This is a genomic window from Affinirhizobium capsici (assembly GCF_977018625.1).
This window is the reverse complement of the sequence record NZ_CDRNXD010000004.1, coordinates 559,907-585,606: the sequence shown is the minus strand read 5'-3', so window position 1 is coordinate 585,606 and position 25,700 is coordinate 559,907. Positions and strand designations below refer to the sequence as shown.

24 protein-coding genes are annotated in these 25,700 nt (G+C 54.5%); 12 read left to right on the top strand and 12 right to left on the bottom strand.

All coding sequences use genetic code 11. The features are described 5' to 3' along the window. Positions 1–152: 152 nt before the first annotated feature. Complete coding sequence (locus AC0JZ1_RS06195; protein WP_471881544.1) at positions 153–1,019, bottom strand: MerR family transcriptional regulator; 867 nt, start codon at positions 1,017–1,019, stop codon at positions 153–155. Between the two features lie 162 nt (positions 1,020–1,181). Then, entirely contained in the window at positions 1,182–1,769 is a 588-nt protein-coding gene (locus tag AC0JZ1_RS06190) for an ATP-dependent Clp protease proteolytic subunit (protein WP_471881543.1), read from the bottom strand. A gap of 196 nt (positions 1,770–1,965) precedes the next feature. Here AC0JZ1_RS06190 and AC0JZ1_RS06185 point away from each other — a divergent pair, with 196 nt between their 5' ends. Continuing rightward, entirely contained in the window at positions 1,966–2,556 is a 591-nt protein-coding gene (locus tag AC0JZ1_RS06185; protein WP_471881542.1) for a HupE/UreJ family protein, read from the top strand. Between the two features lie 138 nt (positions 2,557–2,694). Continuing rightward, entirely contained in the window at positions 2,695–3,495 is an 801-nt protein-coding gene (locus AC0JZ1_RS06180) for a DUF2076 domain-containing protein (protein ID WP_471881541.1), read from the top strand. A 397-nt stretch (positions 3,496–3,892) separates the two neighbouring features. On the opposite strand, the gene queF is transcribed toward AC0JZ1_RS06180, so the two are convergent. Further along, positions 3,893–4,357: a preQ(1) synthase gene (queF, locus tag AC0JZ1_RS06175; protein ID WP_471881540.1), complete on the bottom strand. Its 465-nt coding sequence runs from the start codon at positions 4,355–4,357 to the stop codon at positions 3,893–3,895. Next, a complete protein-coding gene (locus AC0JZ1_RS06170) occupies positions 4,354–5,271 on the bottom strand; it encodes a cation diffusion facilitator family transporter (protein ID WP_471881539.1) in 918 nt (305 codons plus the stop codon). The genes queF and AC0JZ1_RS06170 overlap by 4 nt, the downstream gene beginning before the upstream one ends. 140 nt (positions 5,272–5,411) lie before the next feature. Between AC0JZ1_RS06170 and AC0JZ1_RS06165 the strand changes: the two genes are divergently transcribed. After that, on the top strand, positions 5,412–6,065 hold the full coding sequence (locus tag AC0JZ1_RS06165) for a tyrosine-protein phosphatase (protein WP_471881538.1): 654 nt from the start codon (positions 5,412–5,414) through the stop codon (positions 6,063–6,065). Between the two features lie 60 nt (positions 6,066–6,125). Here the strand turns inward: AC0JZ1_RS06165 and AC0JZ1_RS06160 are convergent, their stop codons facing one another. Continuing rightward, complete coding sequence (locus tag AC0JZ1_RS06160) at positions 6,126–8,315, bottom strand: anthranilate synthase (RefSeq protein WP_471881537.1); 2,190 nt, start codon at positions 8,313–8,315, stop codon at positions 6,126–6,128. A 335-nt stretch (positions 8,316–8,650) separates the two neighbouring features. On the opposite strand from AC0JZ1_RS06160, the gene AC0JZ1_RS06155 reads away from it, so the two are divergent. Further along, positions 8,651–9,547 (top strand): extensin-like domain-containing protein, encoded by an 897-nt coding sequence (locus tag AC0JZ1_RS06155; protein WP_471881536.1) that lies wholly within the window; start codon positions 8,651–8,653, stop codon positions 9,545–9,547. A gap of 74 nt (positions 9,548–9,621) precedes the next feature. Here the strand turns inward: AC0JZ1_RS06155 and AC0JZ1_RS06150 are convergent, their stop codons facing one another. Together AC0JZ1_RS06150 and AC0JZ1_RS06145 are read right to left on the bottom strand one after the other, a co-directional pair. Beyond that, the gene (locus AC0JZ1_RS06150) at positions 9,622–10,761 is read right to left on the bottom strand and encodes a GGDEF domain-containing protein (protein WP_471881535.1); all 1,140 of its coding nucleotides are present in this window, start codon (positions 10,759–10,761) and stop codon (positions 9,622–9,624) included. A 258-nt stretch (positions 10,762–11,019) separates the two neighbouring features. After that, the gene (locus AC0JZ1_RS06145) at positions 11,020–12,696 is read right to left on the bottom strand and encodes a formate--tetrahydrofolate ligase (protein WP_471881534.1); all 1,677 of its coding nucleotides are present in this window, start codon (positions 12,694–12,696) and stop codon (positions 11,020–11,022) included. A 510-nt stretch (positions 12,697–13,206) separates the two neighbouring features. Here AC0JZ1_RS06145 and AC0JZ1_RS06140 point away from each other — a divergent pair. Together AC0JZ1_RS06140 and AC0JZ1_RS06135 are read left to right on the top strand one after the other, a co-directional pair. Continuing rightward, on the top strand, positions 13,207–13,932 hold the full coding sequence (locus tag AC0JZ1_RS06140) for a helix-turn-helix transcriptional regulator (protein WP_471881533.1): 726 nt from the start codon (positions 13,207–13,209) through the stop codon (positions 13,930–13,932). Between the two features lie 42 nt (positions 13,933–13,974). Further along, complete coding sequence (locus AC0JZ1_RS06135; RefSeq protein ID WP_471881532.1) at positions 13,975–14,436, top strand: PAS domain-containing protein; 462 nt, start codon at positions 13,975–13,977, stop codon at positions 14,434–14,436. 40 nt (positions 14,437–14,476) lie between these two features. On the opposite strand, the gene AC0JZ1_RS06130 is transcribed toward AC0JZ1_RS06135, so the two are convergent. The 3 genes from AC0JZ1_RS06130 to AC0JZ1_RS06120 all read right to left on the bottom strand — a co-directional run bounded on the left by AC0JZ1_RS06130 (position 14,477) and on the right by AC0JZ1_RS06120 (position 17,618). Next, entirely contained in the window at positions 14,477–15,637 is a 1,161-nt protein-coding gene (locus tag AC0JZ1_RS06130) for a DUF2333 family protein (RefSeq protein WP_471881531.1), read from the bottom strand. Positions 15,638–15,725: 88 nt separating this feature from the next. After that, positions 15,726–16,565, bottom strand: coding sequence for a hypothetical protein (locus AC0JZ1_RS06125; protein ID WP_471881530.1), 840 nt, complete (start codon positions 16,563–16,565; stop codon positions 15,726–15,728). Positions 16,566–16,814: 249 nt separating this feature from the next. Beyond that, the gene (locus AC0JZ1_RS06120; RefSeq protein WP_471881529.1) at positions 16,815–17,618 is read right to left on the bottom strand and encodes an SDR family oxidoreductase; all 804 of its coding nucleotides are present in this window, start codon (positions 17,616–17,618) and stop codon (positions 16,815–16,817) included. Between the two features lie 207 nt (positions 17,619–17,825). Here AC0JZ1_RS06120 and AC0JZ1_RS06115 point away from each other — a divergent pair, with 207 nt between their 5' ends. After that, positions 17,826–18,842 (top strand): helix-turn-helix domain-containing protein, encoded by a 1,017-nt coding sequence (locus tag AC0JZ1_RS06115; protein ID WP_471881528.1) that lies wholly within the window; start codon positions 17,826–17,828, stop codon positions 18,840–18,842. A gap of 404 nt (positions 18,843–19,246) precedes the next feature. On the opposite strand, the gene AC0JZ1_RS06110 is transcribed toward AC0JZ1_RS06115, so the two are convergent. Further along, the gene (locus AC0JZ1_RS06110) at positions 19,247–19,702 is read right to left on the bottom strand and encodes a pseudoazurin (protein WP_471881527.1); all 456 of its coding nucleotides are present in this window, start codon (positions 19,700–19,702) and stop codon (positions 19,247–19,249) included. 214 nt (positions 19,703–19,916) lie between these two features. Between AC0JZ1_RS06110 and AC0JZ1_RS06105 the strand changes: the two genes are divergently transcribed. The 5 genes from AC0JZ1_RS06105 (at position 19,917) to AC0JZ1_RS06085 (ending at position 24,166) form a co-directional block, all read left to right on the top strand. Then, positions 19,917–20,867, top strand: coding sequence for a choline ABC transporter substrate-binding protein (locus AC0JZ1_RS06105; RefSeq protein ID WP_471881526.1), 951 nt, complete (start codon positions 19,917–19,919; stop codon positions 20,865–20,867). A gap of 222 nt (positions 20,868–21,089) precedes the next feature. Further along, positions 21,090–21,932: a choline ABC transporter permease subunit gene (gene choW, locus AC0JZ1_RS06100; protein WP_471881525.1), complete on the top strand. Its 843-nt coding sequence runs from the start codon at positions 21,090–21,092 to the stop codon at positions 21,930–21,932. Then, positions 21,932–22,996: a choline ABC transporter ATP-binding protein gene (choV, locus tag AC0JZ1_RS06095; protein WP_471881524.1), complete on the top strand. Its 1,065-nt coding sequence runs from the start codon at positions 21,932–21,934 to the stop codon at positions 22,994–22,996. Before choW ends, choV begins: the two co-directional genes overlap by 1 nt. Beyond that, complete coding sequence (locus tag AC0JZ1_RS06090; RefSeq protein WP_471881523.1) at positions 22,989–23,486, top strand: HugZ family pyridoxamine 5'-phosphate oxidase; 498 nt, start codon at positions 22,989–22,991, stop codon at positions 23,484–23,486. Before choV ends, AC0JZ1_RS06090 begins: the two co-directional genes overlap by 8 nt. A gap of 368 nt (positions 23,487–23,854) precedes the next feature. Continuing rightward, positions 23,855–24,166 carry an ArsR/SmtB family transcription factor gene (locus tag AC0JZ1_RS06085; protein ID WP_471881522.1) on the top strand — a complete coding sequence of 104 codons (312 nt, stop codon included), beginning with the start codon at positions 23,855–23,857 and terminating at the stop codon, positions 24,164–24,166. Positions 24,167–24,297: 131 nt separating this feature from the next. Here AC0JZ1_RS06085 and AC0JZ1_RS06080 read toward each other — a convergent pair whose 3' ends face one another. Continuing rightward, positions 24,298–25,290 carry a magnesium transporter CorA family protein gene (locus tag AC0JZ1_RS06080; RefSeq protein ID WP_471881521.1) on the bottom strand — a complete coding sequence of 331 codons (993 nt, stop codon included), beginning with the start codon at positions 25,288–25,290 and terminating at the stop codon, positions 24,298–24,300. Between the last annotated feature and the right edge of the window lie 410 nt (positions 25,291–25,700).

Sequence of the window (25,700 nt, the reverse complement as noted above, 5' to 3'; positions counted from 1 at the left end):
CCCGCCCAGGAAGGTCAGTGAGCACTCCCAGAAATATATACAAAAAATGAAAAATTCCCTAATTCGAAGGTTTTGTATATGTTTTAGACTTTAGAACAGTAGAAAACACTGATCAGGTCTCAGTATTAAGCGAGGTTTTATTACAATGTTAGCTAAGCACACTCTTCCTGGAGAGCCTGACGGAAGCTTTGCAGGTCGTCGAAGACGCGAACATCGCGGATAGGCGCGAGATTGGAAAAGGCCGGTCCGCCAACCCATACGGCAACGCGCGCAGGAAGCTTCGCCCGGATCTCATAGATCTGCCGTTCAGCCAGCTTCTGCTTGATGCACAGCCCACTCAAACAGACGCAACGGACACTGCGGGATAAACTGATGTTTACAATTTCAGTTGGTGGCAGATTGGGTCCAAGATAGAGGACATTCCAGCCCGTCAGACGCGCGACAAGTGCCACACAAAGGGCACCGATCTCATGCGCCTCCCCCTCTGGCGTCGTTGCGATCAAGACCGGAGCATCGATCAAAGCAGGCGGAAGATCATCCAACATGCCGCTCAAAATACGTTTCACAGCAGCACTGACATAGTGTTCGGCGGCGATAGAAATTTCCCCATTCGACCACAAGTCGCCAATCGTCGTTTGGAGCGGTGAGACGACCTTGTGGATAAAATCCTCGATTGCATGGCGGTCAGCGCGGTCGCGCAGCCAGTGGTCGAGATGTTGAAGCTCCATCGCCTTCAGGGAAGCGATTGCTGGCTCCAGGGCCTGCTGGAGTTGAGCCCCAGCCCTTATTCCCTGAAGATCTGCAATCGGAAGAGAAACAATATTGCCGATTCGGTGCCCGGCATCGGTGCAGAGCTTGAGCAGCCGCAGCCGCTCTGCCTGCTCAAAGGTATACAAACGCCGCCCGGTCTGCGTCCTCTGTTCCGGCTCGAGGCCATAGCGCCGCTCCCACGCATGCAGAACCAGCTTTGTCAGGCCAGCGTGTTTGAGAGTGTCAGCAAGACTCAACAATCCCGACATGACGGCTATTCCCTAATATTCCTTTCGGTTTTCAAGGGCTCATCATGTATGCGATTCATCAAGTTGGAAAAGGTTTTTTGTGTCGCGAGACAGAATTCCTGGCAGCCACAAAAAAGCCCGCGGGAAATACCACGGGCTCAAAACTTCACCTGACACGAGAAATCAGCCGATTTCGGACTGGTTCTCGATAATGCGGGATACGAGCCCGTAAGCCACGGCATCTTCCGCACCCAGCCAATAATCGCGATCGATATCCTTGGCGATCTTCTCTTCGCTCTGGCCGGTTGCCTTTGCAAAGATCTTGATGAGGCGCTGGTTCATCTTGATGATTTCGCGCGCCTGGATCTCGATATCTGAAACCATGCCGCGCGTACCGCCAGATGGTTGATGAAGCAGGAAGCGCGTGTTCGGCAAGCAGATGCGACGCTCTTTCGGCACGGATACGTAGATCAGCGCGCCAGCAGAGGCCACCCAGCCGGTTCCGATGATCCAGACCTTCGGCTTGATGAACTTGATCATGTCGTGAATGGAATCACCCGATTCCACATGACCGCCCGGCGAATTCACATAGATGCGAATGTCTTCATCGCTGGCAGCGGCCAAGGCAACAAGCTGGGTGCAAACCTTCTGGGCCAGTTCCATGGTGATGCCGCCATAGATGAAGATAGAACGCGACTTGAAAAGATTCGCCTCCGTTTCTTTGCCGAGCGGCAATTCCTTCGTCTTGTCGTCTTCATTCTCATCGTTCATCGAACAGTCTCCAGAGTGAATTTCGTCCTCTCGGACATAATGCGTTCGCACGCACAAAACAATCATGCAGCATGGATATGATGAATAGTGCCTTCGTCATTTTACGCATAGACAACTTTTTAGGCAGTGCCTAATCTCGCGCCTCATGCAGTGCAGCAGATCAAGCGGGCTGCCTTCATGAAAACGGGGAACCAATATGTTGAAACGCTTCTCTTTCGCAGCAGCCATGTTTGCCGCCGCTGCAGCACCAGCCTTTGCCCATCTCGATCCTCTTGCACATGGTTCGTTTGCCGCTGGCCTATCCCACCCCATGTTCGGCTCAGACCATGTTCTTGCCATGGTGGCCGTCGGCCTTTGGGCAACGCAGATTGCGACCCAGACGGGCCGCCGTTCAGCACTGTGGATTGTTCCGGCCTCTTTCGTCGGCACCATGGCCCTCGGGTTTTTCGCGGCCCTTGCGGGCGTCCATCTGCCTTTTGTTGAACCAGCCATTCTAGCTTCGGTCATCGGTCTCGGCCTTCTTGTAGCTCTTGCCGTACGCGTTCCTCTTTATGCTTCCGCTGCCATCGTTGCCGTTTTCGCACTGTTTCACGGCCATGCCCATGGGGCAGAGCTTGGAGCAGCTGGCGCGGTTCAGTTCGGCATTGGCTTCATCGTCGCCACCGCCTTGCTTCATCTGGCAGGGGTAGTGCTTGGCGTCAGCGTCAGCCGTGCCGCACCGTCAATCACCCGGCTTGCAGGCGCTGTTACTGCACTGGCTGGTCTTTCGCTTGTGTTCGGCGGTTGATCGGTTCACGGCTTGCGAAGCCGGATGAACCATGCTGGCTTCGCATTACAGAGATTTAAGGCGGGCCAACGGTGACAGCGCCCGAATTTCTCCCTACTTCCTACGCATGGAATACTGGTCCCAGTTGAGGAAGAGACAATGTCGCCGGAAGAACGCCAACTGTTGTCAGGCCTATTTGAACGCATTCACACCGCCACCGCGACACCGCGCGATAGCGAAGCAGAGCAACTGATTGCCGATGCGGTACGCCGTGAACCTTCCGCTCCCTATTATCTGGCGCAAGCTGTGATCGTACAGGAGAAGGGTTTGGAAGCCGCCTCAAAGCGCATCACTGAACTTGAAGCGCGCATTCACCAGTTGGAGTCAGCTCAACCAGCAGCCTCGCAAGAGCAGCGTGGCGGTTTTCTAAGCTCCATCTTTGGTTCCAGCCAGGCTCCGCAAGCACAACCTGCACCGTCTCAGATGCAAAGGCCCTATGGTGGCGCACCAAGTGGGCCGTGGGGGCAATCCATGGAAGCCGCTCCACCGCCACAGCAGGCTTATGCACCGCAGCAACCAAGTGGTCCTTGGCAAGGCGTACGCTCTCCCGCTGGCGGCAGCAGCTTTTTGACCGGAGCTTTGGGAACAGCCGCTGGCGTGGCAGGCGGCATGTTGCTTGCCAACTCCCTCAGCGGCATCTTCGGTCATCACATGGCGGGCATTGGCCTGGGTTCTCCCGCAGCCGAAGGCTTCACCACCGGCCCGGTCGAAGAAACCGTCATCAACAATTATTATGGTGATGCCCCCGGCAGCAACGATGCCGACAAATCGGACAATGCCGCACAGCCTGATGTTCAAACCAATGACGATAATATTCAGCAGGCCGATTATGATGACAGCAATGACTGGTCATCCGGCGACGATAGCGACTTCGGTGGCGACGACAGCAGCTATGTTTGAGCAATCACCGGCAAGCTCCTCGCCCCCTCAGCTTTGGCCCGGCCCTTCGCTTTAGCCTCAGGGCGTTCGAGGCTCGAAACGCTCCACTGGAGCCTTTTGCCGGCTGCGCCGTCGCCAGCTGGCCTGCGGCCCCGGCCCTTCGCTTTAGGCTCAAGGCGTTCGAGGCTCGAAACGCTCCACTGGAGCCTTTTGCCGGCTGCGCCGTCGCCAGCTGGCCTGCGGCCCCGGCCCTTCGCATTGGGCTCAGGGCCTTCGAGGCTCAAAACGCTCCACTGGAGCCTTTTGCCGGCTGCGCCGTCGCCAGCTGGCCTGCGGCCCCGGCCCTTCGCATTGGGCTCAGGGCGTTCGAGGCTCAAAACGCTCCACTGGAGCCTTTTGCCGGCTGCGCCGTCGCCTCTCACCCACGTCCGCGGTAGGTGGGGACGCCTTGGTCTGGGAGCCACACGCCCTCTGGAGCAGGCCCTGTTTGCCAGAACACATCGATTGGAATGCCGCCACGTGGATACCAGTAGGCACCAATGCGCAGCCACTTTGGCTCTAGCAAGTCCACAAGGCGCTTGGCGATATAGACAGAGCAATCCTCATGAAAAGCGCCGTGATTGCGGAAGGATGTGAGGAACAGCTTCAGTGACTTGGATTCAACCAGAAAGCCATTCGGAACATAATCGATCACAATATGCGCGAAATCCGGCTGGCCGGTCATGGGGCAAAGCGAAGTGAATTCCGGCGCGGTGAACCGCACCACAAAATCCGTTCCTGCATTGCCATTCGGCACCTTTTCCAGCACAGCCGTTTCTGGACTCGTGGGCGCTTCTACCTGCTGACCGAGCTGCGAGAGCCCGCTGACATCCGTCTTGCTCATGTTTCCTGACTTTCTACCTGAACTCTTATTCCATGCTCATGCTCGCCTTCCGGCTCGACATGGATGGCAAGAGATGCGCCGTGAACGGCAGCCTTGATTGCTTCTTCCAGACGGTCGCAAATGCCATGCGCCTCGCCCACTGTCATGGCTGCCGGTACCACAAGGTGGAAATCGATGAAAGCTGCCGAACCTGCACGGCGGGTGCGCAAATCATGCACACCTAATGCACCAGCGGAATTTGCCGCGATTGCCTTGCGGATGGCCTCTTCCTCTTCCGGCTCGACCACGCGATCCATCAAGGCACCCACGGAGTGAGAAATCAGCTTCCAGCCCTGCCAAAGAATATTGAACGCAACAATGATGGCCAGCACTGGGTCAAGGATCGCGTAGCCTGTCAGGACCGCCAGAACGAGCCCGACGAAAACCCCAGCCGACGTAACGACATCGGACATGATGTGGTGACCATCCGCCTTCAGGGCTGGCGAACGATGGGTGGTGCCAACGCGGATGAGAATGGTTGCCCAGACTGCGTTAATGACACCGGCAAATCCGTTGATCGCAAGACCCAGCACTGGCGCTTCCGGCAAAGCCGGCGCCACCAGCCCTGCCCACGCCTCCTTGATGATCAAGAGGGCGGCCACGACAATCAGAACGCCCTCCAGAACCGCTGATAGATATTCCGCCTTGTGGTGCCCGAATTGATGATCCTCATCAGCAGGCTGCTGTGCATAGCGAATGACAAAATAGGCAATCACCGCCGCAGTGACATTAACCAGCGATTCTAGCCCATCCGACAGAAGCGCAACAGATCCCGTCACCCACCAGGCCAGAAGCTTCAGGCCCATGACAGCTAAGGAGAGTGGAATGCCCCAGAAGGCAAATCGTTGGACCAGCTTGAGATTGGGTTGGCTCATGATCTTCCCTGCGCATGCGAATGATTTGCAATAGCCCCGAAACGGCAAAACCGCCGGCGCTTTTGCACCCGGCGGTTTTGTGGAGGCGTCTATGACGCACTTTCGAGACGTTGTCAAAAACATATAAGGACGCATCGGAAATGTTGGACATAAATCCGCCACAGGTCGATCAGCTTAGTTTTAAAAGCAAAAGCGACGCTGAATACTTCGTGAGCGAAATGCATATGGCACAAACAACCAATGCTTTAAAGAAAATAGGTCTTACGTTACTCAGCCTTCTGGTTGCTCTGGGTCTTTGGCTTGGCTACCTGCAAGTGTTGGGCAACTTCCACGAGGTCATCCCTGGTCGCCTCTATCGTTCGGCGCAACTTTCTCCAGAAAACCTTGGCTCTTATATTGATGAATACAAGATCAAGACCGTCATCAACCTACGAGGCGAACATACCGGCACACGTTGGTATGATAGAGAACTTACGACGGTAGAAGACCATGGCGCGAGGGAAGTGAATTTCGAGATGTCGGCTCGCACGCCCTTAAGCATCGAACGCACATTTGCTCTGCTTGATACCCTTCGCAATGCAGAAGGCCCGATCCTCATTCACTGTCGCAGCGGCGCTGATAGAACGGGCCTAGCCTCCGTCATCTATCTCCAGCAGATCGCGGGTATTGATGAAGAAACGGCGGAATGGCAGCTATCCCCGCTCTTTGGCCATCTCAATCTCCCTTTCATCAGGGAATATGCCATGGACACGACCTGGGAGGCTTTCGAGAAGGTGATCGGCCTGCATAGTTAAGCCGGAAAACCGCGCATGAAAAAGGCCGGGTAAGCCGGCCTTTCTATTGTATTATCTCGATCAGGCCGCCTCAACTTTTGCCTTGCGGGAAAGATGCGCCACCACATTCTCGATCATGCACATGCCAGCGTCACCGCCAAGCGTCATGATGGATTCGGGGTGGAACTGGACCGCGGCCACGGGCTCCTTAGCGTGCTCGATGCCCATGATCGTGCCATCCTCACTTTCCGCAGTAATGATGAAATCTGGATGCAGCGTTTTCGGATCTGCGAAGATGGAGTGATAACGGCCAACCGTGACTTCCTTGCCGAGCCCGGAGAACACGATACCCGGTTCGAGAACGCGTATGCGCGATGGCTTGCCGTGCATCGGCACCGCCAGCTGGCGCAGTTCACCGCCATAGGCTTCGGCCAACGCCTGAAGGCCCAAGCAGACGCCGAAGATTGGAAGCCCCTTCGCGCGCGCTGCCTTGATGGTGTTCCTGCAGTCGAAATCCTTCGGATTCCCCGGCCCAGGTGACAGCACCACCAGATCCGGCTTGATGCGATCATAGATTTCTTCCGGCACCGGTGTGCGAACGGTGGAAACCTCCGCACCCGTCTGGCGAAAGTAATTTGCCAGCGTGTGCACAAAACTATCCTCGTGATCGACCAGCAGGATTTTCACCCCCTGCCCTACGCTGGCCACATCGCGAGCAGCCTTGGCCGCATTTCCTGTGCGAGCGTCGCGAATGGCGGAAATCATGGCAGATGCCTTCAGTTCTGTTTCAGCCTCTTCCTCATGCGGATCGGAATCGTTCAGCAGTGTTGCTCCGGCGCGCACTTCCGCAATGCCATCCTTGATGCGAATGGTGCGAAGCGTCAGGCCAGTATTCATATCGCCATTGAAGCCAACCATGCCGATGGCACCGCCATACCAGGCACGTGGGCTCTTTTCGTGCTTTTCGATGAAGCGCATGGCCCAAAGCTTTGGCGCACCAGTTACGGTGACCGCCCAGGCATGGCTGAGGAAGCCATCGAAGGCATCCATATCTGGGCGCAAACGACCTTCGATATGGTCGACCGTGTGAATAAGACGCGAATACATCTCGATCTGACGGCGACCGATAACCTTGACGGAACCTGGCTCGCACACACGGCTCTTGTCGTTTCGGTCCACATCCGAGCACATGGTCAACTCGGATTCGTCCTTCTTCGAATTGAGCAGTTTCAAAATCTGCTCGCTATCGGAGATGGCGTCTTCGCCGCGCTTGATGGTCCCCGAGATCGGGCAGGTTTCGATGCGACGGCCAGAGACACGCACGAACATCTCAGGCGAGGCACCGACCAGGTATTCCTGATGGCCGAGATTGATGAAGAAGGAATAGGGTGAGGGATTGATGGCCTTCAGGCGGTTGGAAATCTGCGATGGTTTGGAATCGCAACGCTCCATGAATTTCTGGCCTGGCACGACTTCGAAGAGATCACCGCGGCGGAAGCTCTCCTTTGCCTTCACCACGAGCTCTGAATATTCGCCAGGACGGTGATCGCCCTTCGGCGGAATGGTGTCCGTGGTGCGGAATGGATCGGCCGGGATATCCTGCCCCTTGCCGAAAGTTGTCGTATCCCCGCGGCTGAAATCGTAGCGATCAATCCATGCCTTGGCCGCGTGGTGATCGACCACCAGAATCTCATCCGGCAGGAACAGAACCATATCGCGCTGATCGTCTGGGCGCTTCAAGGAAAGCTCGATGGAATCGAACTGGAAGGCCAGATCGTAGCCGAAAGCACCAAAGAGTCCGATAGAGCTATCAGCATCCGAATGGAAGAGATCGACGACCGCACGCAGAACCGTAAACACGGTTGGCATCTTGGAGCGTTCTTCTTCCGTAAAGGCGCGGGTTGGCAGGTTGACGGTCAGATCCAAACGGCGGGTATTGCGCTCCCCCAGCGTCAATTCACTTTCGCTCGCAAGGCGCTCCGCAATGAAATCCAGCAGGATTTCGCCGCGCTCGTTATAGGCTTCAATCCAGACACGGCGACCGAAAGAGGAAATCCCAAGAGGCGGATCGACAATTGCGGTATCCCAGCGCGTGTAGCGACCTGGATATTCGTAGTTTGAGGAAAACACTGCGCCGCGACGCTCATCGAGCTTATCCACATAGGTGGAAATCGCTTCGCCATAGGGTGCGGCTCTGCGCTTGCGGCTCACCTTGATTCCGCCACGGGTCTCGTAGACCTCGGAACCGTCGTCTTCAATGATTGTCACCATGTTCCACCTCTAAACTTCAGTGTCCTGTTCTCCGCACGCACACACGCCGAATGAGGCTGGTGACACGTGCTTAAGACCCGGCTTTGGAGGGGCTTCTCAACAAGAAAGCCGCCTCGATGGTCGGGCGGCTTTGTCTTGTCTTTGAACATGACTGGTCAAGGCCGCGTTTTTAGCGAGCCCACCACCAGATAGCCATGATCAGCGACGTTTTCATGGGCAGAACTGTTACCTCAGCAGAGGCGCGTCTGCAAGAGGTTCAATCGCGTTCCTGACGTTCGAATGCGACCAATTCCGCCTCCATGCGTTAACCGCCGCACCTGAAGCGGAGGACGCGCATGCATAACCGTATCTTTGTGGCCGCAGCGGCCTGCCTTTTCCTGCTTGGCGCGGCCCTGCCGAAACAAGGCCCTGTGCCAGAGCCCAAGCCAGATACAAAGACGGATTCAGCTACCCCGCCCGCACCTGCCCTCCCTAAAGGCTATGACGCTCCGAAACCGCAAAGCAAGGAAACTCCGTCACCTGCTCCCAATGGAGATACCAAGCCGCAGGACGGCCAGGATGAGCCCGGCAAAGCATCCTCGAGCAATAAGCCCGAAGAGAAGGAAGAGAAGAATAGCCCCGACGCCTCCACCCAGAAGGAGGAGCCTCCACCTTCCGCAATCGTGAAAGAAGACCCTGAGAAACTGGCAGCCTGCATTTCCGACCTCAAATCCTTGGGCGCGGAGTTCAAGGAATCAGGCCCCATATCCGAGGAGGACGGTCTGTGCGGCATTGAAAAGCCCATCATTGTCAGCAAGCCCCTGCCCGGCATCAGACTGTCCGAGCCAACGCCCATAAGATGCGAGGCCGCCCTTGCGCTTTCCCACTGGTTGAAAGATACGGTCCAACCCGCTTTGGCCGTAGCAGTTCCGGATGCGAAACTCACGGGCGTGCGCAATGCTTCCACCTATGCCTGCCGCAAGCGCAACAATGCTGAAACCGGCAAGATTTCCGAGCATGCCCGAGGCAATGCCATCGATGTCATCGCGCTGGAACTCGACAAAGGAGAGCCTGTGGAAATGACGCCAAAGGCAGAAGATCCGACCATGATCGGCGCGTTCCAGAGAACGGCAACCACGGGTGCCTGCCTGCACTTCACCACGGTGCTTTCACCGGGCAGCGATGCAACGCACGAGGACCATCTGCATCTGGACGTTCTTGAACGAAAGGGCGGCTATCGCTTTTGCCGCTGAAATATGTCGGCAACAATCTGCAGCCGCTTTGCTGCAACAATATGCTCTAAGACGAAGGATAGTTTAGCCACGCTTTAAGCGGAGACGCGATTTCCGATCGTAACCTCTTCATGCAACACTGCCTGGCCGCGACCGGCATTTTTTGCACGATAGAGGGCTGCATCAGCGTCTTTCATCGCGCGCTCAAGGCCTTCCTCGAAATTCACGAAGGCGATGCCGATACTTGCGCCGACGTGGGCTGAACCGACATCTGTGACATAGGGAACGGTCATTGCCCGTATCATCTTCCCGGCCATTCGAACAGCGTCCTGAGGATGTTGAGCGTTGGCCAGAATGAGAAATTCGTCACCACCCATGCGACAGATTGCGGCTTCGGGCTGCGCTAGTTCCAGCCGTTTGGCAACCTGCCGCAACAGTTCGTCACCTGCACCGTGACCAAGGCGATCATTCACCTGTTTGAAGCCATCAAGATCAAGATAGAAAAGCGCAAGAGAATGGTAGTTTTCCAGCATCCCTTGGGCTTGCTCGTAAAGTCCTCGCCGGTTCAATACACCCGTCAGTGGATCAAGCAGTGATTGGCGCCGGCTCTCTAGTTCAGATGAAATCGCCTTTACGGAAGTAGCCAGCTGTTGGCGCATCATCCAATCTACGACACCGCAAAAAATGACGCCCTGCAGCATTATGATTGGCAGGAAATCAGGATGAGACGCACCGAACGAAACCTTGAATCCGAGATCGATGATAATCACTTGCGTCAAGCCCAGGCGCGGCGTGACATAATTTCGCGAGATAATGCCCGCGCAAGAACCAAGAGCGCTGGCAACCGACAAAATGATCATGGCGCCATCGTTGCCGAGACCGATCAGCAGGGTGTTGACGCCGACCATGGATGCCCAGAGCAGGCTGGTCATAATGACCACATCCGATGCAAAAGGCTTCATGAATCTCAGCCGTGTTGCCGCAATGCGCACCGCAAGGCCAATCATATCCAACAGCGCAAACAACAAAAACACGCTGTGGCCAGAGCGATAACAAGCAAGGACGGCAACGAAAGCAGAGTTGAGCGAAGCTAGAATAACAGGCAGCGTCGATGACGCCAGCGCTTCGTAAAGGCGCATGCGCACATCAACAGGCACATCAGCGCCCATGTCCGTCAGCCACAACAGAAATCTTGATCGAGGCTTCGTAAGAGTGGTCAAACCGCTCAGCTGCATCCACTTTCTCCGTCCAGAGCGCACAGCCTAGCGTAGAGAGTTTCAAGATTCCTTATGGAGCTACATAAATTTGATAAACTGCAGGTAATAAATGTATAGAACTTTGGGAGGCAGTGTATCGCGATGGTACAAATTTTATTTGCGACACATAATCACAATAAAGACGAATAGTATTTTCGACTATAGCTTTCGGCGACCGGGATAATTGAAGGCATCGCAGGCCGCTTGCCGCCTTAAGCAGCCTGCACTTTTCACCTATCAGAAGAGCCCTTCGATATAACCTTGTTCATTGAGCATGATCCTTTCCGCGGACGGAGAGCGGGGAAGCCCGGGCATGGTTCGAATTTCACCAGCGATTGCAACGATAAAACCCGCACCTGCAGAGAGCCTTACTTCCCGGATCGGCAACACATGGTCATTTGGTGCTCCGAGTAGGCTCAGATCTGCTGAGAAAGAGTATTGTGTTTTGGCAATGCAAACCGGTAGGTGCCCGTATCCTTGAGCCTCGAAGCTAGCCAGTTGCTCCACCACGGATTTATCAGCCACTACGCTACTGGCTCGGTAAATTTCGCGCGCAACCGTTTCAATTTTGGCTAGAAGCGGCAATTCATCGGCGTAAAGGGGCTGAAAATCCGCAACGTCGCTATCTGCCAACGCTGCTACCTTGTGCGCCAACTCCTCAATACCGGCCGAACCTTCCGCCCAATGACGGCATAGAACGGCTTCAACGCCGAGTGCCCGGGCATAGGCTTGCAACGCCTCGATTTCCCCAGGCGTGTCACTGGAAAAATGATTGATCGCCACAATGACAGGCACACCAAACTTGCGGATATTTTCAATATGACGGGATAGATTGACACTGCCGCGTAACATTGCATCGACATTCTCGGCACCAAGGTCGGCCTTGGCCACGCCGCCATTCATCTTCAAGGCGCGAACTGTGGCAACCAGAACGGCAGCAGCAGGCTTCAACCCTGCCTTGCGGCATTTGATGTCAAAAAATTTCTCGGCCCCGAGATCGGCCCCAAATCCCGCTTCGGTCACCACATAATCGGCAAGCTTGAGCGCCGCCTTGGTCGCCACCACAGAATTGCATCCATGCGCAATATTGGCAAAGGGACCGCCATGAACCAGTGCTGGATTGTTCTCCAAGGTCTGAACCAGATTGGGTTGCATTGCATCTTTCAGCAACACGGCCATCGCGCCATCCGCTTTGATGTCACGGGCAAAAATCGCAGAACGATCTCGCCGATAACCAACAACGATCCCTCCAAGACGCGCTTCAAGATCTGCCAGATCGGATGCCAGGCAGAGAATGGCCATGACCTCGGAAGCGACAGTTATATCGAAGCCGCTTTCACGCGCAAAGCCATTCGATACGCCGCCAAGCGGACCAACGATTTGCCGAAGGGCACGATCATTCATATCCACAACACGCCGCCACGCCACGCGTCGCAGATCAAAATCCAGTTCATTGCCCCAGTAGATATGATTGTCGATCATTGCCGCAAGAAGGTTATGGGCAGAGGTGATCGCGTGGAAATCGCCGGTGAAATGCAGATTGATATCTTCCATTGGGACAACTTGCGCATAACCGCCACCCGCAGCACCGCCTTTGACGCCAAAGCAAGGGCCGAGCGACGGTTCGCGAAGACAGATCATCGCGCGTTTCCCGATGCGGTTTAGTCCATCGCCAAGCCCGACCGTTGTCGTGGTCTTACCCTCACCCGCCGGAGTGGGATTGATGGCTGTGACCAAAATGAGCCTGCCATCCCGCTCACCCTTCAAACTCTCGATATGCCTTGCCGAAAGCTTCGCCTTGTCATGACCATAAGGCACAAGGTCGTCACCCAGTATCCCAAGCTTACGCCCAATTTCCATAACCGGCTGTTTGTTTGCGCTACGGGCAATGCTGATGTCGGAAGGAATGCTCACCAAAAATCTCCTGAAACCCGGGAAGATGATGCTGAATAGCGCATATCGGCATGATCGCAAAATGCGTCTGCCATCCAATGCGCCTCTCGCCCATATGTGGAAGTATTCCGGCCTCCGAGACAGTAAACAGTTAGAAATAGCGCATATTAGAACAAATAAGACGTATTTGAGCCAGACTACCCAACGGCGGAGTGGCAGCTTCCCCACAAACCTTTATAATTGGTTAATGTCCCGATTCTTCGGATCGACACGCAAAAAGGTGTGCGAACGAAAGACATATGAGATTTTCCGCGCGCATAGGAATGAATATTCGCCTAGTACCTGCCTAAATATCGCATTATTGAAGGCAAGACTTGCATCAAAACAATACAGCGGCTACCGCGAAATGACTCACAAAGGTAAGCCTCTCATTAGTATAGATGTGCAAATACGAAAATAACGTTGGCATCTGTAACGCCACACGATATCTTGGTTGTAGTGAAGTAAGACCCATACTTTCATCGGAAGAAAATGATAACGCTTGAACGGCATTCGCTACTCAGTAGAGAAATTTCCAGCGCAGAATCCCGCGCTGCGATCATTGCCGCCGTTGCGAAGTTGCCTAAACAGTTCGGCTTTCGTTACTACGCTGTTATGAGCGCCCCCGCAGCGACTGATTCTTTGCTCGACCCTCTCATCGTCGAGAGCAATATTCCGAAATCATATGTGCGCGACTTTGACCGCCTTCGCCTCCTGAACGTCTGTCCGATCGTCCCGCTCTTAAAGAAAATGGCGCTTCCTCTTTGCTGGAGCTTTGATCCGCAATTTGACGATGGGTGGCCACTGGACTTTCCAGAGCCAATGCGGCGAATCTCGAAGACGAATGGCATGTCGACAGGCGTGGCCATGCCCATGCAGTCCTCGGACGGCTCTGGCTTCCTGATCAGGCTTGATGGCGACCGCCCCGTTCTGACCCTGCCGGAGCTCAATGAAGTCGGCATGCTGATGTTGCAGAGCTTTCGCGTCTTCGACCGGGTTCGCCGCAATGATCCACAGCAAAAATGCATCCTGACTGCACGTGAGCTTGAAGTTCTCCGCTGGACTTCACAGGGCAAAACCTCTTCGGAAATCGCAGAAATCCTGTGTTTGTCCGACCATACAGTTAATGCCTATCTCAATAAGGCAATCAAGAAACTAGATTGCGTGAATCGAACCCAACTGGTAGCCAAAGCCATTAGGCTGCGTCTGATCAATTAATGGTGAGGTGCCGCCCTCTACCTTAAGAAGGTTTCGATCACTGTGCCGCAATCAGGTTCATCACACGAACGGATTAGCAGACTCCATGACTTCGGCATTTCGGCCGAGGAAATTTTCGATATCGTAACCACGTTCAATCCAGTGGGACTGTGGCGCCAGGATCTAGACAGTGGCCACACATTTTGCGACGCGGTCTACAGTCGTCTCTTCGGGATGAAACCGACGGACGGTCCCATTAATTTGATGGAATATTCCTCACGCATCCATCCCGACGATCTGAGCGCGGTCATGGAAAGCCATGAAGTTGCTAGCCTTCACCCCATGGCATTTCAGAAAATTCACCGAATTTCAGCATCTGCAATGCCGCCATATCGCTACGTCTGTTCAATCGGCCGTTTTCGCGAAAAGCCCGGCACAAGTGGTGAAATTATCGGCATAGCTTTCGAAGTGCATCCGCATCGCTGCGATTTCCGCTATGAAACGGATAGCACAGTGCGCGGCTGAGTTGAGGATGCGCTGGCCGTAAGGACCAGTGCCCCAATTGCTACCGATCCAGAACGGACCTGATCTCGACGAGATTGGACCGAGTGCGCAAAGTATAAAACCCAATGGTGGCCAGATGAGAGGGCATGATGATGCCATCCTCAGCGCCGTTGGAGATAATCAGCGGACGGATTCGCAAAGCGGATTTGAATTGCTGCAGGGTATCATTCCACAGCGATGTCAAGTTGCGCTCCTGCAGCACCTGATGGAAGTCTGCTCCTGCAGCGGCCATGATGGCGTAATAGCCGTAGAGCTGCCCATAAGCGAACCAGAAACGATCATCAGCCCGCGTATCAAACCAGCCGCCGTTATAGTTTTCCGACCGTTCGCGCAAAATCGCAGAGGTTGAACCCAGATCATTGGCAATGCGATCGAGAAACTGCACGAGATTATCGGCGCGCGTATCGAAAACGGCATTGCAGCTCGCGAGGTCCAGATTGAACTTACGCAAACTGCCGATAGCCGCGCGATAATAGCTTGGAGTTGGGGTTTTGAAGCCGAAAGGCTGCAGCCCGAAATACCAGGAGAATTCATCGAACTGCAGGTTGCCACGCGCATCCTGAAGATCGCCGTTAATACCGGAAGTTCCGCGCACGCGCCCGAGCGTGTCCACCAGTTCTACCGCAGTACGGCGAACAGTCTGGTTCACGCCGCGCTGAAAGGCGGCCTTGTTGTCAAGAAACGGGGTTCTATCCCAATCGAGCCCGAAAAAGCCGAGGCGGTAAAGCAGCATGGACGAAATCCATGCATTCTGGTTGACGTTCGTATCAGTGAGATCAGCCGAAACCTCCACAATGCCGGAAGGCTGGCAACGGTTGGCAGCTTGTGCCGCCGGTTGCGGGGATGCGCTTTCAGTCGTTGTAGCCGTGGCGCTGGTGGCAGTAATCGGTTGACCTGCGGCCAGCTTCCGTTCACCAAAGCCATAACGATCAACAAAATTCGGATCAAAGCCCCGCCAAACCTGCGTTTGCCAGATGAAATATCCATACAACGCAATGAGCAACACGGCCAATGCAGCGATCGATGACTTGAGGATCAGGTTTCGCTGACCATACCAACCATGTGCGGCGCGTAGCGGCCAGACCAGCCAAGCGACCAGCAATCGCAAGCCGTTTTTGAACGCATTCAGCAGAGACCGGAAAAAAGCAGTAACAGCGTCCATACGTTCAGGTTCTCCTCCGGCCCATAGGCGCTAAGCGTTGGCTGCGCCCATGTTCGATGCTCTGGTATCAGCGGTTTGGCAGAGATAATTATCCACTCACCGCTTGTCGAGAGTGGGCGGCATGGCGTTGAAACGCTTCATTCAAGTGAAGTTTACGCTGCCTGAGGCCGGCCGTTGACAAAAGCCCGCGTTCTACTCTCTCCAACAGCGACCTGAAGCAAGGCCAGTCGTTCACCAGCTTGGCAATGTCTGGCCTGCACAATCCGTGCAGAAACAAAATGCGCTCCTCCGCATCGAGCTGCAATTTGTTGACGAAAACATTGGTCACCTGCGCCATGCCGACCAATGCATCAACGCAATCCTCCAGCAGTTCAATATGAACCGCCAGCAAGGAGTTCGCAGGCTCAGGATCGGCCGTGATTGCGAGGGCATTTAATTTCGCCATTTCAACGATGACCGCACTCTCTAAGCGAGTAAGCTGATTGGAAATGATAGCCTGATGGTTCTGAAGATGAACCAGCAGAGCATGGCTTGCGCCTATGAGTTCAGAAAGGCGAAGCCCCACCTGATCCTCGCTCAGCGCGATGTGGCGACCTGAAACATTCCCAAACAGGCGAGACCACTTGAAAGAGGGTTGTTTTTCCTCAGCGCCTCGACGAAAAAGTCCTTCCGTTGCATTGCTGGTTTCGCGATCGAGCAGCGCAATTTGCCGGGCGAGAAGGCTATCCACCTGTCGGGCTGATAAAACCACCTGATCAATGCCAGCGGTATGTTCTTCCCGGAAAATGGATGCTGCATCTTCAGATGCGGTGACGGAGGACTGAGTTGCTGCGCATAATGCATCGGCTAGCGCCACAAGTTGAACTTGCAACTCCACCAAGCGCTCACCAATGACAGCATTGGCCTCCATCCGATTACTCTGCCCCATTCCACCTACCCCTGCCTCTGGAAGCCGGCAACGTCTCCCTGTCACCTAGCTACAGAGAAGCAATGCGAAGGGCAATTGAAAGCTTGTGGCAAAGAAAGTCTCGCAGACAGGATCGGCTTTCTTCTCAACCACGAAGAGTTCGCCTTGTTCGTCGCAAAACGGACAAGCCGCAGCTGTCCCAAATGAACATGAACTATTTGGGACAGCATCTTGGCAATCTACTGTTTTGCGTCACCCTCCACCGGACTTTTATCCCATAAGATTCTTATGCCAGCCGTCATTGCAGCTCCACACATCGTCTCCTCTTAGGACGACATCCGATCCACCGTCGACATAAAGAACTTGGCCCGTCGTGACCTTGAATTCGGCGCTGGCGAAGAACGCGATAACCGGCGCGATTTCTTCAGCTTTACCGAACCCGTGATAAGGCATCGGGCCTAAGCGATCCAGATAGGCAACGGCCTCTGGATCTTTCAGTATTGGTTCCACTAGAGGTGTTACAAATGTTCCAGGCGCAATGGCGTTCAGGGCGATACCGGCCCCGGCCCATTCCTGTTTCGGTGCGGTCTGTCGGACCCACCTTACGAGCGCCCTTTTTGCCGAAGAATATGCCAGTCCGAACTGAAGATCATGAGACAGTTTGACCGCATGTTCTTCGTCGTTTTTCAAACATGCTTCTACAATAGCGGGAATGTTTGGCTGCAGTGATGCCAGTGATGCAATCGCGACAGCTCTGGGCTCTGTGCCTTTTGCCAGCAGCGGACGAACGCTTTCAATTGATCTGACCGCGCCAAAATAATTGAGACGGACCTGCATCTCTCCCATAGACCCGCCCCCAGCACAGGCAATAAATGCATCGAGCTTACCGCCGCTGAGGTCGCTCACTGCATCATGAATTCGGGCACGCTCGTTATCTTTTGTGAGGTCAACTCTTATGTCTGCACCATCTGCAATATCAATTGAGATGACAGTATGCCCCTGTCCTCGAAGCAGATCCGCAGTTGCCTTACCGATTCCAGATTCAGCACCAGTTATTGCGTAAATTCGTTGCATTTGGCATTCCTTTTCTAGCTTTCGCTCTTGTCTTCTCTGAGGAGCTAAAACTCAAAGCCTCGAGTAGCTGGACAAGATCTAAGGCGAGTTGGAATTTCCCAGGCTTTCAAACGATGCCATATTTCTAGCAAGTTACGCCAATATCCGGTTACACCTGCGTTTCGTGCCGCACGCTTCAAACCGACATAAGAAAGGGCGATAGTTCCCATGGATACATGCAAGATCCCTCGGAGCTTTTGGAGTGCATTATCTTCCCACGGCTTACAGGCTTCTTTGATTTTGAGGACGGCGCACCTTCCCACCACATCCTTTGCCGATGTTGAACGTGTGTACACGACGGAACAGTATTTCTCGATCTTCCGCTCTCTCGAGGCTCTGGCGCCAAATCCCAGGACATTTGCCCTAACATTCGTTCGAAGCGTGGAGACCGCCATTCATCCACCTTCGGCCCTCATAGCATTTTACGCACGTAGCTTTCGAGATGCACTCGGCAGGCTTGCGCAGTATCAAAGGCTCTGCACACCCGCCACATTGAATGTCGTTGAACAGGATGGTCGCGCAACGATCAGCAACTCCTGGCATGACACCACACTCGATGTTCCTCTGCTGACGGTGGATCTGTTCATTACGTTCACACTCGAATTGGCAAGGCGGGGCACTGGGCAACATATCGTACCCATCCGGGTCGAGTTAACGCGATCCGAACTTCTCGATCCCTCGGTGCGGGACTTCTTAAGCTGTCCAATCCAGTACAATGCTTCGGCTGACACCATCATTTTTGCAGCTGCCGACCTTGATGCTCCTTTCCCGGGTTACAGCCCTGAAATGATAACCATCCTTGAGCCAGCCCTTGCGTCATCTGTCTCAGACATTGACGCATTCGATAGCGTCGTGGACGAGCTAAAGCATGTTCTTAAGCGTCAGTTCCGCAGCGGGAACATTGAGCTGGCTGAAATTGCAAAAATCCTGGGAACGAGCGAACGGTCGCTTCAGCGTCGCCTCAATCTGGAAGGCACCACGTTTCGCGAAGTCCTGGCAAATGCTCGGCGTGAGTATTGCAGGGAAATGCTGACGAGTACCGAATACGGGCTGGAGGACGTCGCACGGCGTCTGGGCTATCAAGAGCCCACATCTTTTTATCGCGCGTTTCGGGAATGGGAGGGAATGTCTCCCAAAAAATGGAAAAAGCACCATGCACAGGATCGACTGACGAATGCAGAATGACAGCGTTGAACTCACTGCGTTCTAAATGGGTAGTTTATTAGAACGAGGCAAATGGTCAACGCGCTGGTACGAAACAGAAACCTTGGAGATGCGTCCGCGCTTGGGCATCGACGGCTTAACGACGATGAACCGGTTCCTGTTGAGTCTTAACCCCAGGCTAAAAAACGCGGAGTCTATGGCCACGCAATTTGCCGTCACGGTGGACATGTTGATACAAAACAAAGGCTCAACGTGTGCTCACTTGAGGCCGGCCATGGTGTTATAGAGCCCGGCCAGCCATCCAAGATATAGATGCGAAAGACTTGGGTGCAGAAATAGGTTTCCAGGTCAGGAAAGCTAGATTTCTTTCCAAAAGACAGCCGACATCAATTCCGAATACCTAAACAGCTGTCTCGTCCAGATTTTCACAGACCCAGAGCCGCGATTTCTGCATCCAAGCGGTCGCGGGTTTTCTTCGGCAGTTTGGCGGCCTTGATTGCATCAATATTGGCGGGTTTTGCATCACCCGCTACGACGAGTGCCACCATGCCCATTCCCCAATGCGGGCTGCACTTGATGACGTAGGCGCCTTCCTTTTCGATTTTGACGACCAGTTCCTGGTTCATCTTGCCAACAGACTCCGCCACACCCTCCGGAATCATATCCTTCACGGTTGCCGCGTCATGCCCTTTATCGGTCGGCACAAAATGCACTGTATCGCCAACCGAAACTTTCAGCGACGATGGCTCGAACACCATGGCTTCGCCACTGCTGCCTTTGTTGAGCATCTTCACTTCGAATTCGGCAGCATTTGTCACACCTGCTGTAAACAAAACGGCGGAACTTGCTGCCAGAACCAGAAGACGGTTACAAAAGGTCATACTACTTCTCCTTGCGGGGCGAATGTCATTATTCGTCCGTATGTTAGCAAGTTCTGATAGCACTTCCTCGAGCCACCGCCTTGATCAGGATCAAAACACATTCTCGCCACATTGTCGCAAACGCCCCCTTGTTCTTGGCGCAAATGGCTCAGCTTGCAGCGGCGTCACAGATATTGATAATGAACAGGGGAACCTCAAAAACGGAGCATCAAACATGCACGCAAAAACTTCGCTGAAACTCTCGCTGTTCGCTGGTTTCGTTCTGGCTGCCACGGGCCAGGCGCTCGCAGCAGAACCAGCCAGCTGTAGCTCCGTTCGCTTTTCGGATGTCGGTTGGACGGATATTACCGCCACAACCGCCACGGCCTCCGTTATACTCGAGGGCCTTGGCTATAAGCCGCAGGTTCAGGTGCTCTCTGTTCCGGTGACCTACCAATCTCTCAAAAACAAAGACATCGATATCTTCCTCGGCAACTGGATGCCGACGCAAGAAAACGACGTGCGCCCGTTCCTGAACGACAAGTCGGTCGAATCCTTCGGCCCGAACCTGACCGGCGCGAAATACACGCTGGCCACCAATGCCAAAGGCGCGGAGCTTGGCATCAAGGATTTCAAAGATATTGCCAAGCACAGCAAGGAACTCGGCGGCAAGATCTATGGCATTGAACCGGGCAATGACGGCAACCGCCTGATCCTCGACATGATCTCCAAGGATCAGTTCGGCCTGAAGTCTTTTGAGGTGGTGGAATCGTCTGAGCAGGGCATGCTGGCGCAGGTATCCCGCGCAGATCGGGCTGGCGAACCTGTCGTTTTCCTCGGCTGGGAACCGCATCCGATGAACGCCAATTACAAGCTCACCTATTTGACGGGCGGCGATGACGTCTTTGGGCCTAATTTCGGCGGCGCCAGCGTTTTCACCAATGTGCGTGCAGGTTACACCGCAGAGTGCCCCAACGTTGGCAAATTCCTGACCAATCTGAAGTTCTCGCTGAAGATGGAAAACGAGATCATGGGCGGCATCCTCAATGACGGCCAGGAACCCCAGGCTGCTGCCAAGGCCTGGCTGAAGGCAAATCCGCAGGCAGTGGAGCCCTGGTTGGCTGGCGTGACCACCGTGGATGGCAAGGATGCGCTCCCCGCAGTCAAGACCAAGCTCGGCCTCTAATATCCATCGATCGGCGTTGTGAGGGGAAGCTTTCACAACGCCGACGCGGCCAACATCTCTGCGGATGAGCAAGCGTTGCTGCAGCGTGATACTTGCTGCGTTACTTCCTTGTCGCTTGTCCGCTTGAGGTATACCTTTTCAATCATTTCTGACCGCCGGGTATTGCGCGTTGCGATGCGTTCGGCCCTTTCATCGTGAAACATCAAACACGGGAAGACGCCATTGGAATTTATAACCGAATCCAAGATCCCCATCGGCATGTGGGCCAAGTGGTTCGTCGATTGGCTAACCTTGAGTGGCGCCAGTTTTTTCAACTGGCTTTCTTTCATCCTGTCACATGTGATCGACGCTCTGCTCTTTGTTCTTCAGTGGCCGCACCCCTTCTTAGTGGTTGTCTGTTTTACCGGTCTTTCCTTTTATTTGCGCCGTTCTTTGCCTTTGGCTGCCTTCACCGCTCTCGGCCTTCTGCTCATTATCAATCAAGGCTACTGGAAAGAGACAACCGAAACGCTGGCTCTGGTTCTCGCGGCCACGGCCGTCAGCATGGCGATTGGCGTCCCGGTCGGCATTGCAGCCGCAAGAAGGCCTTGGCTCTATGGCGTGCTGAGGCCGATTTTGGATTTGATGCAGACCATACCCACCTTCGTCTATCTCATCCCTGCCCTTATCCTCTTTGGACTCGGCATGGTGCCCGGCTTGATCGCCACTGTGATCTTTGCGATTGCAGCTCCTATTCGGCTTACGCGTCTTGGGATTGTGTCGACCCCCTCATCCCTCACTGAAGCGGCGGTCGCTTTCGGGGCAACGCCCGGCCAGGTGCTGAGGAAGGTCGAGCTTCCCTTCGCCATGCCGCAGATATTGGCGGGCCTTACCCAAACGATCATGCTGTCTCTTTCCATGGTGGTGATTTCCGCTCTGGTTGGTGCCAACGGGCTGGGCGTGCCCGTGGTGCGCGCACTGAATACGGTCAATGTCGCCCGGGGCTTCGAAGCCGGACTTTGCATCGTGATTCTAGCGATCATTCTCGACCGCATGTTCCGTTCCGATAGCGAAGGAGAAAGCTGATGAGCGACGCGATCACTTTCAGCAATGTCGACATCGTCTTCGGAAACAGCCCCAAGGAGGCGCTCGCCCTCATGGATAGCGGCCATGGACGGGATGAAATCGCCGCTCGCACAGGCCATGTTCTAGGCGTATCGAAAGCCTCGCTCAGCATACGGGAGGGGGAAATTCTGGTACTGATGGGCTTGTCTGGCTCCGGCAAATCCACCTTGCTGCGTGCCGTAAACGGCCTTGCCCCCGTCGTGCGCGGCGGCGTTTCCGTGATGACGAATACTGGTCCTGTCGATCCCTATCAGTGTCCTCAAAAGACACTTCGGGCGCTGCGCATGAACACCGTTTCCATGGTCTTCCAGCAATTCGGCCTTTTGCCCTGGCGCACAGTGGCGGAGAATGTGGGTTTTGGCTTGGAACTTGCCGGGATGCCGGAAACGGAGCGCAAAGCCCGTGTCGCTGAACAGCTCGAACTTGTGAACCTGTCGAAATGGGCAGAACGGAAAGTCGGCGATCTTTCTGGCGGCATGCAGCAGCGCGTGGGCCTTGCTCGCGCCTTCGCAACAGGCGCACCCATCCTGCTCATGGACGAGCCCTTTTCGGCATTGGACCCGCTGATCCGCACACGTTTGCAGGACGAGCTTTTAGAGTTTCAGAGCCGGCTGAAAAAGACGATCCTCTTCGTCAGCCACGATCTGGATGAGGCTTTCCGCATCGGCAATCGCATCGCCATCATGGAAAGCGGTCGAATCATCCAGTGTGGGACCCCGCAGGAGATCGTTCAGGCACCGGCGGACCAATATGTCGCGGATTTTGTGCAGAACATGAACCCGATCAGCATGCTGACCGCAGGCGACGTGATGAGGCCAGGAGCTCAATCGACCCCCGCGCATCTACCGGTCACGGCAACTGCCAAGGCTGTGACGCCACTGGTGGATATTCTGGATGCCATGGCGCGACAACCGGGTGTTATCGGCGTTGTGGAAAATGGTGAAGTTCTCGGGACCATCAGTGCCGACGATGTCATCACCGGGTTGACGCGGCATCGTCGCAGGGAGGCGGAGCCGCGTGGTTGAAAAACCTTCGGTCATACGCCCGACGGATGAAGAGGCGCGCCTGCTGGCGCGCCGACTTCTTCGATCCGCCGATGACATCTCTCTTGCCGTGCTTGAGCCCGAAACCGGCTGGCCAAGTGTTAGCCGGGCTCTGCTTTGCGTGGATGAAGCGGGCATTCCATTCATTCTCGTCTCCACCCTCGCGGCGCACACGCGCAGCCTGCTTGCAGATCCACGCTGTTCTTTTCTGGTTGGCGAACCGGGAAAAGGCGATCCCCTCGCCCATCCCCGTATGACTGTCATCGGCTTGGCCGAACGCGTGGCCAAGGATTCAGCGGAGAGGCCAAAACTTCGCGACCTGTTTCTTACGAAACATCCAAAGACCGCCCTCTATATAGACTTCCCAGATTTCAGTTTCTTTCGAATCACTCCGCAGCGCGCGGCTTTGAACGGCGGCTTCGGACGCGCCTTCAACCTGGAAGCGTCGGATCTGATCGAGCTTGACCACTAAGGACCGCTCACAAAGGCGTGATAATTTTCCAATTGGTCAATTTTCTAAATGTTTTTCTACAAATTATCGCTCAAAAGAATATTTAGAAATGCCTCACGAAAACACAACCAAAACGAGTACACTTCTTTGATTTTTATTGTCTGCGTCTATGCTAAAGGACGCATTTGTAACGATAATTTCCACACTTCAAGCGATTAGATTGCCTAAGATTCACCGATAAGCATCAGCCACAGGCTTACTACTGGCTGTACAAGCTATACGTAGAATTTAGGGATATACAATGGGTACAAGCTCTTGGTAGATTATCGTTACATTGTTACCGGAACCTCCGGTAGCAGCGTTTTAGGGGAAGACTTGAGGGAAGAACAATGACATCACTGACCGAGCATTCCGCAGCGGCCGCCAATTTGCTGTCGGCCATGGCCAATCCCAAGCGACTGATGATCCTGTGCTGCCTGGTCAAGGGTGAGGTCGCCGTTGGCGCGCTTGCCAACAAGGTTGGCCTCAGCCAATCGGCGCTTTCACAGCACCTTTCTAAGCTGCGTGCACAAAAGCTGGTAAATACCCGCCGCGACGCGCAGACCATTTATTACTCCAGCTCTGCTGAATCTGTCATGAAGGTTCTTCAGACGCTTGAGGCTCTTTATTGCGAAGAAGAAGCTGCTCGAAACGCAGCCTGATTTTTTTTATTTCGCGCAATGACAGCGCTGACATAATCCATCAACTGTGCCGCCTGTGCGGAAAATTCGCAAATCCACCAGGCGGCACGCTTTAATTCCGCGTCGATCAACCGGAAAAAACGGATTAATAGTTAAAGCCAGCCACGACGCTTGAAATAAAGAAACGGCAAAGCGGCTGAAAGTATCATCAACACCACTGCCCAAGGATAACCGAGCTGCCAGCGAAGTTCCGGCATGCCGTCAAAGTTCATGCCATAGACGGATGCGACCAGTGTCGGCGGCAAGAACACAACCGATGCCACGGTAAAGATCTTAATAATCTGGTTCTGCTCAAGGTTGATGAGCCCCAGTGTGGCGTCTAGTAGAAAATTGATTTTACCCGACAGAAACGTGGCGTGATCGCCGAGTGATGAAGCGTCTCTTTGGAGAAGCTTAATCAACTGCCGCATTTCCTTGGTAGGCTTCCGGCTGGGCGTTTCGAGTGCCGCATGATAGGCAACCAGGCGAGAAATACTAACAAGGCTCTCACGAACGCTGCTCAGAAAATCGCCCTTTTGTCCTAATTGGTCGATCAGCGCCTGCAGGTCGCGCTCCTTTTCATTGGCCTTGACCTTTTTGCCACGAAACACCTCGCGGGAAATCCCGTCGATCTCGTTGCCCATGCGCTCCAGCACATCAGCCAACCGGTCGATGACCGCCTCGATGACACCGAGCATGATCTCCTCACCTGAGGCATAATTCTGGCCATTGCTGCGCATGGCGCGCCCGGCAAACATCAAAAATGGCTTTGCCTCAGCGTAGCGAAGCGTCACCAATTCATTGCCTTTCAGGATGAAGGTTATTGGCGTCTTCATCGGCTCATCGCCGTCGAGATTGGTCAAGCCCGTCATGGTCATGAATTCCGCACCATCTTCCTGGTAGAGCCGGGCGGAGAGCTCGATTTCCTCCATCTCATCGCGGGTCGGCAATGAAACGGCCAGGTTGGCTTCCACGTGGGAAGCCTCGGCAGCGGTGGGCTTCAGCAGGTCATACCAGACACCGCGATCAACCGATTGATGGGCTGCATCGCTTGGATGGTCGCGAAGCACAAGGCGGTCAGTATCACGCTCGTAAATACGCAGCATGGGCTAGCTCCTTCACAGGCTTTGCCTGCGGGAGCGGCAAGGCTATCCGGCAGGCAGGATTTGGGAAGTCGATTGTCGACTGTCGGGGTCCATTTCAGGGTTCCTTGATTGAGATGAAAAACTCATCACGAGGCGTGAGATGCGCCTGATCGCCATTGAGGTCAAGTCGTTTTACCGCAGCTTCGTAAATGATGCTGGCGAAACACTTGACCGATAGCCACAGCTGATCTTTGATCCGCCCATGAATTCATTCCATTTCAGATTCGTGCAAACAGCACTCGTTCTGACTTCGGTTCTGACGACAGCTCCTGCCGGTATGGCGCAGAGCCCGCCACCGCCCGTCATAGACTGGGGTACCGCAGGTAAAAGTGGGGAAGTTACCAAGCTTGCGCCACCACAACTTGAAAAAC

Coding starts and splice junctions, on each gene's coding strand:
- AC0JZ1_RS06085 (WP_471881522.1), top strand. CDS start 23,855: ATGACATCACTGACCGAGCATTCCGCAGCGGCCGCCAATTTGCTGTCG.
- AC0JZ1_RS06195 (WP_471881544.1), bottom strand. CDS start 1,019: ATGTCGGGATTGTTGAGTCTTGCTGACACTCTCAAACACGCTGGCCTG.
- AC0JZ1_RS06180 (WP_471881541.1), top strand. CDS start 2,695: ATGTCGCCGGAAGAACGCCAACTGTTGTCAGGCCTATTTGAACGCATT.
- queF (WP_471881540.1), bottom strand. CDS start 4,357: ATGAGCAAGACGGATGTCAGCGGGCTCTCGCAGCTCGGTCAGCAGGTA.
- AC0JZ1_RS06105 (WP_471881526.1), top strand. CDS start 19,917: ATGCACGCAAAAACTTCGCTGAAACTCTCGCTGTTCGCTGGTTTCGTT.
- AC0JZ1_RS06125 (WP_471881530.1), bottom strand. CDS start 16,565: ATGGGGCAGAGTAATCGGATGGAGGCCAATGCTGTCATTGGTGAGCGC.
- AC0JZ1_RS06185 (WP_471881542.1), top strand. CDS start 1,966: ATGTTGAAACGCTTCTCTTTCGCAGCAGCCATGTTTGCCGCCGCTGCA.
- AC0JZ1_RS06140 (WP_471881533.1), top strand. CDS start 13,207: ATGATAACGCTTGAACGGCATTCGCTACTCAGTAGAGAAATTTCCAGC.
- AC0JZ1_RS06115 (WP_471881528.1), top strand. CDS start 17,826: ATGGATACATGCAAGATCCCTCGGAGCTTTTGGAGTGCATTATCTTCC.
- AC0JZ1_RS06155 (WP_471881536.1), top strand. CDS start 8,651: ATGCATAACCGTATCTTTGTGGCCGCAGCGGCCTGCCTTTTCCTGCTT.
- AC0JZ1_RS06160 (WP_471881537.1), bottom strand. CDS start 8,315: ATGGTGACAATCATTGAAGACGACGGTTCCGAGGTCTACGAGACCCGT.
- AC0JZ1_RS06190 (WP_471881543.1), bottom strand. CDS start 1,769: ATGAACGATGAGAATGAAGACGACAAGACGAAGGAATTGCCGCTCGGC.
- AC0JZ1_RS06080 (WP_471881521.1), bottom strand. CDS start 25,290: ATGCTGCGTATTTACGAGCGTGATACTGACCGCCTTGTGCTTCGCGAC.
- choV (WP_471881524.1), top strand. CDS start 21,932: ATGAGCGACGCGATCACTTTCAGCAATGTCGACATCGTCTTCGGAAAC.
- AC0JZ1_RS06120 (WP_471881529.1), bottom strand. CDS start 17,618: ATGCAACGAATTTACGCAATAACTGGTGCTGAATCTGGAATCGGTAAG.
- AC0JZ1_RS06165 (WP_471881538.1), top strand. CDS start 5,412: ATGTTGGACATAAATCCGCCACAGGTCGATCAGCTTAGTTTTAAAAGC.
- AC0JZ1_RS06130 (WP_471881531.1), bottom strand. CDS start 15,637: ATGGACGCTGTTACTGCTTTTTTCCGGTCTCTGCTGAATGCGTTCAAA.
- AC0JZ1_RS06150 (WP_471881535.1), bottom strand. CDS start 10,761: ATGCAGCTGAGCGGTTTGACCACTCTTACGAAGCCTCGATCAAGATTT.
- AC0JZ1_RS06110 (WP_471881527.1), bottom strand. CDS start 19,702: ATGACCTTTTGTAACCGTCTTCTGGTTCTGGCAGCAAGTTCCGCCGTT.
- AC0JZ1_RS06170 (WP_471881539.1), bottom strand. CDS start 5,271: ATGAGCCAACCCAATCTCAAGCTGGTCCAACGATTTGCCTTCTGGGGC.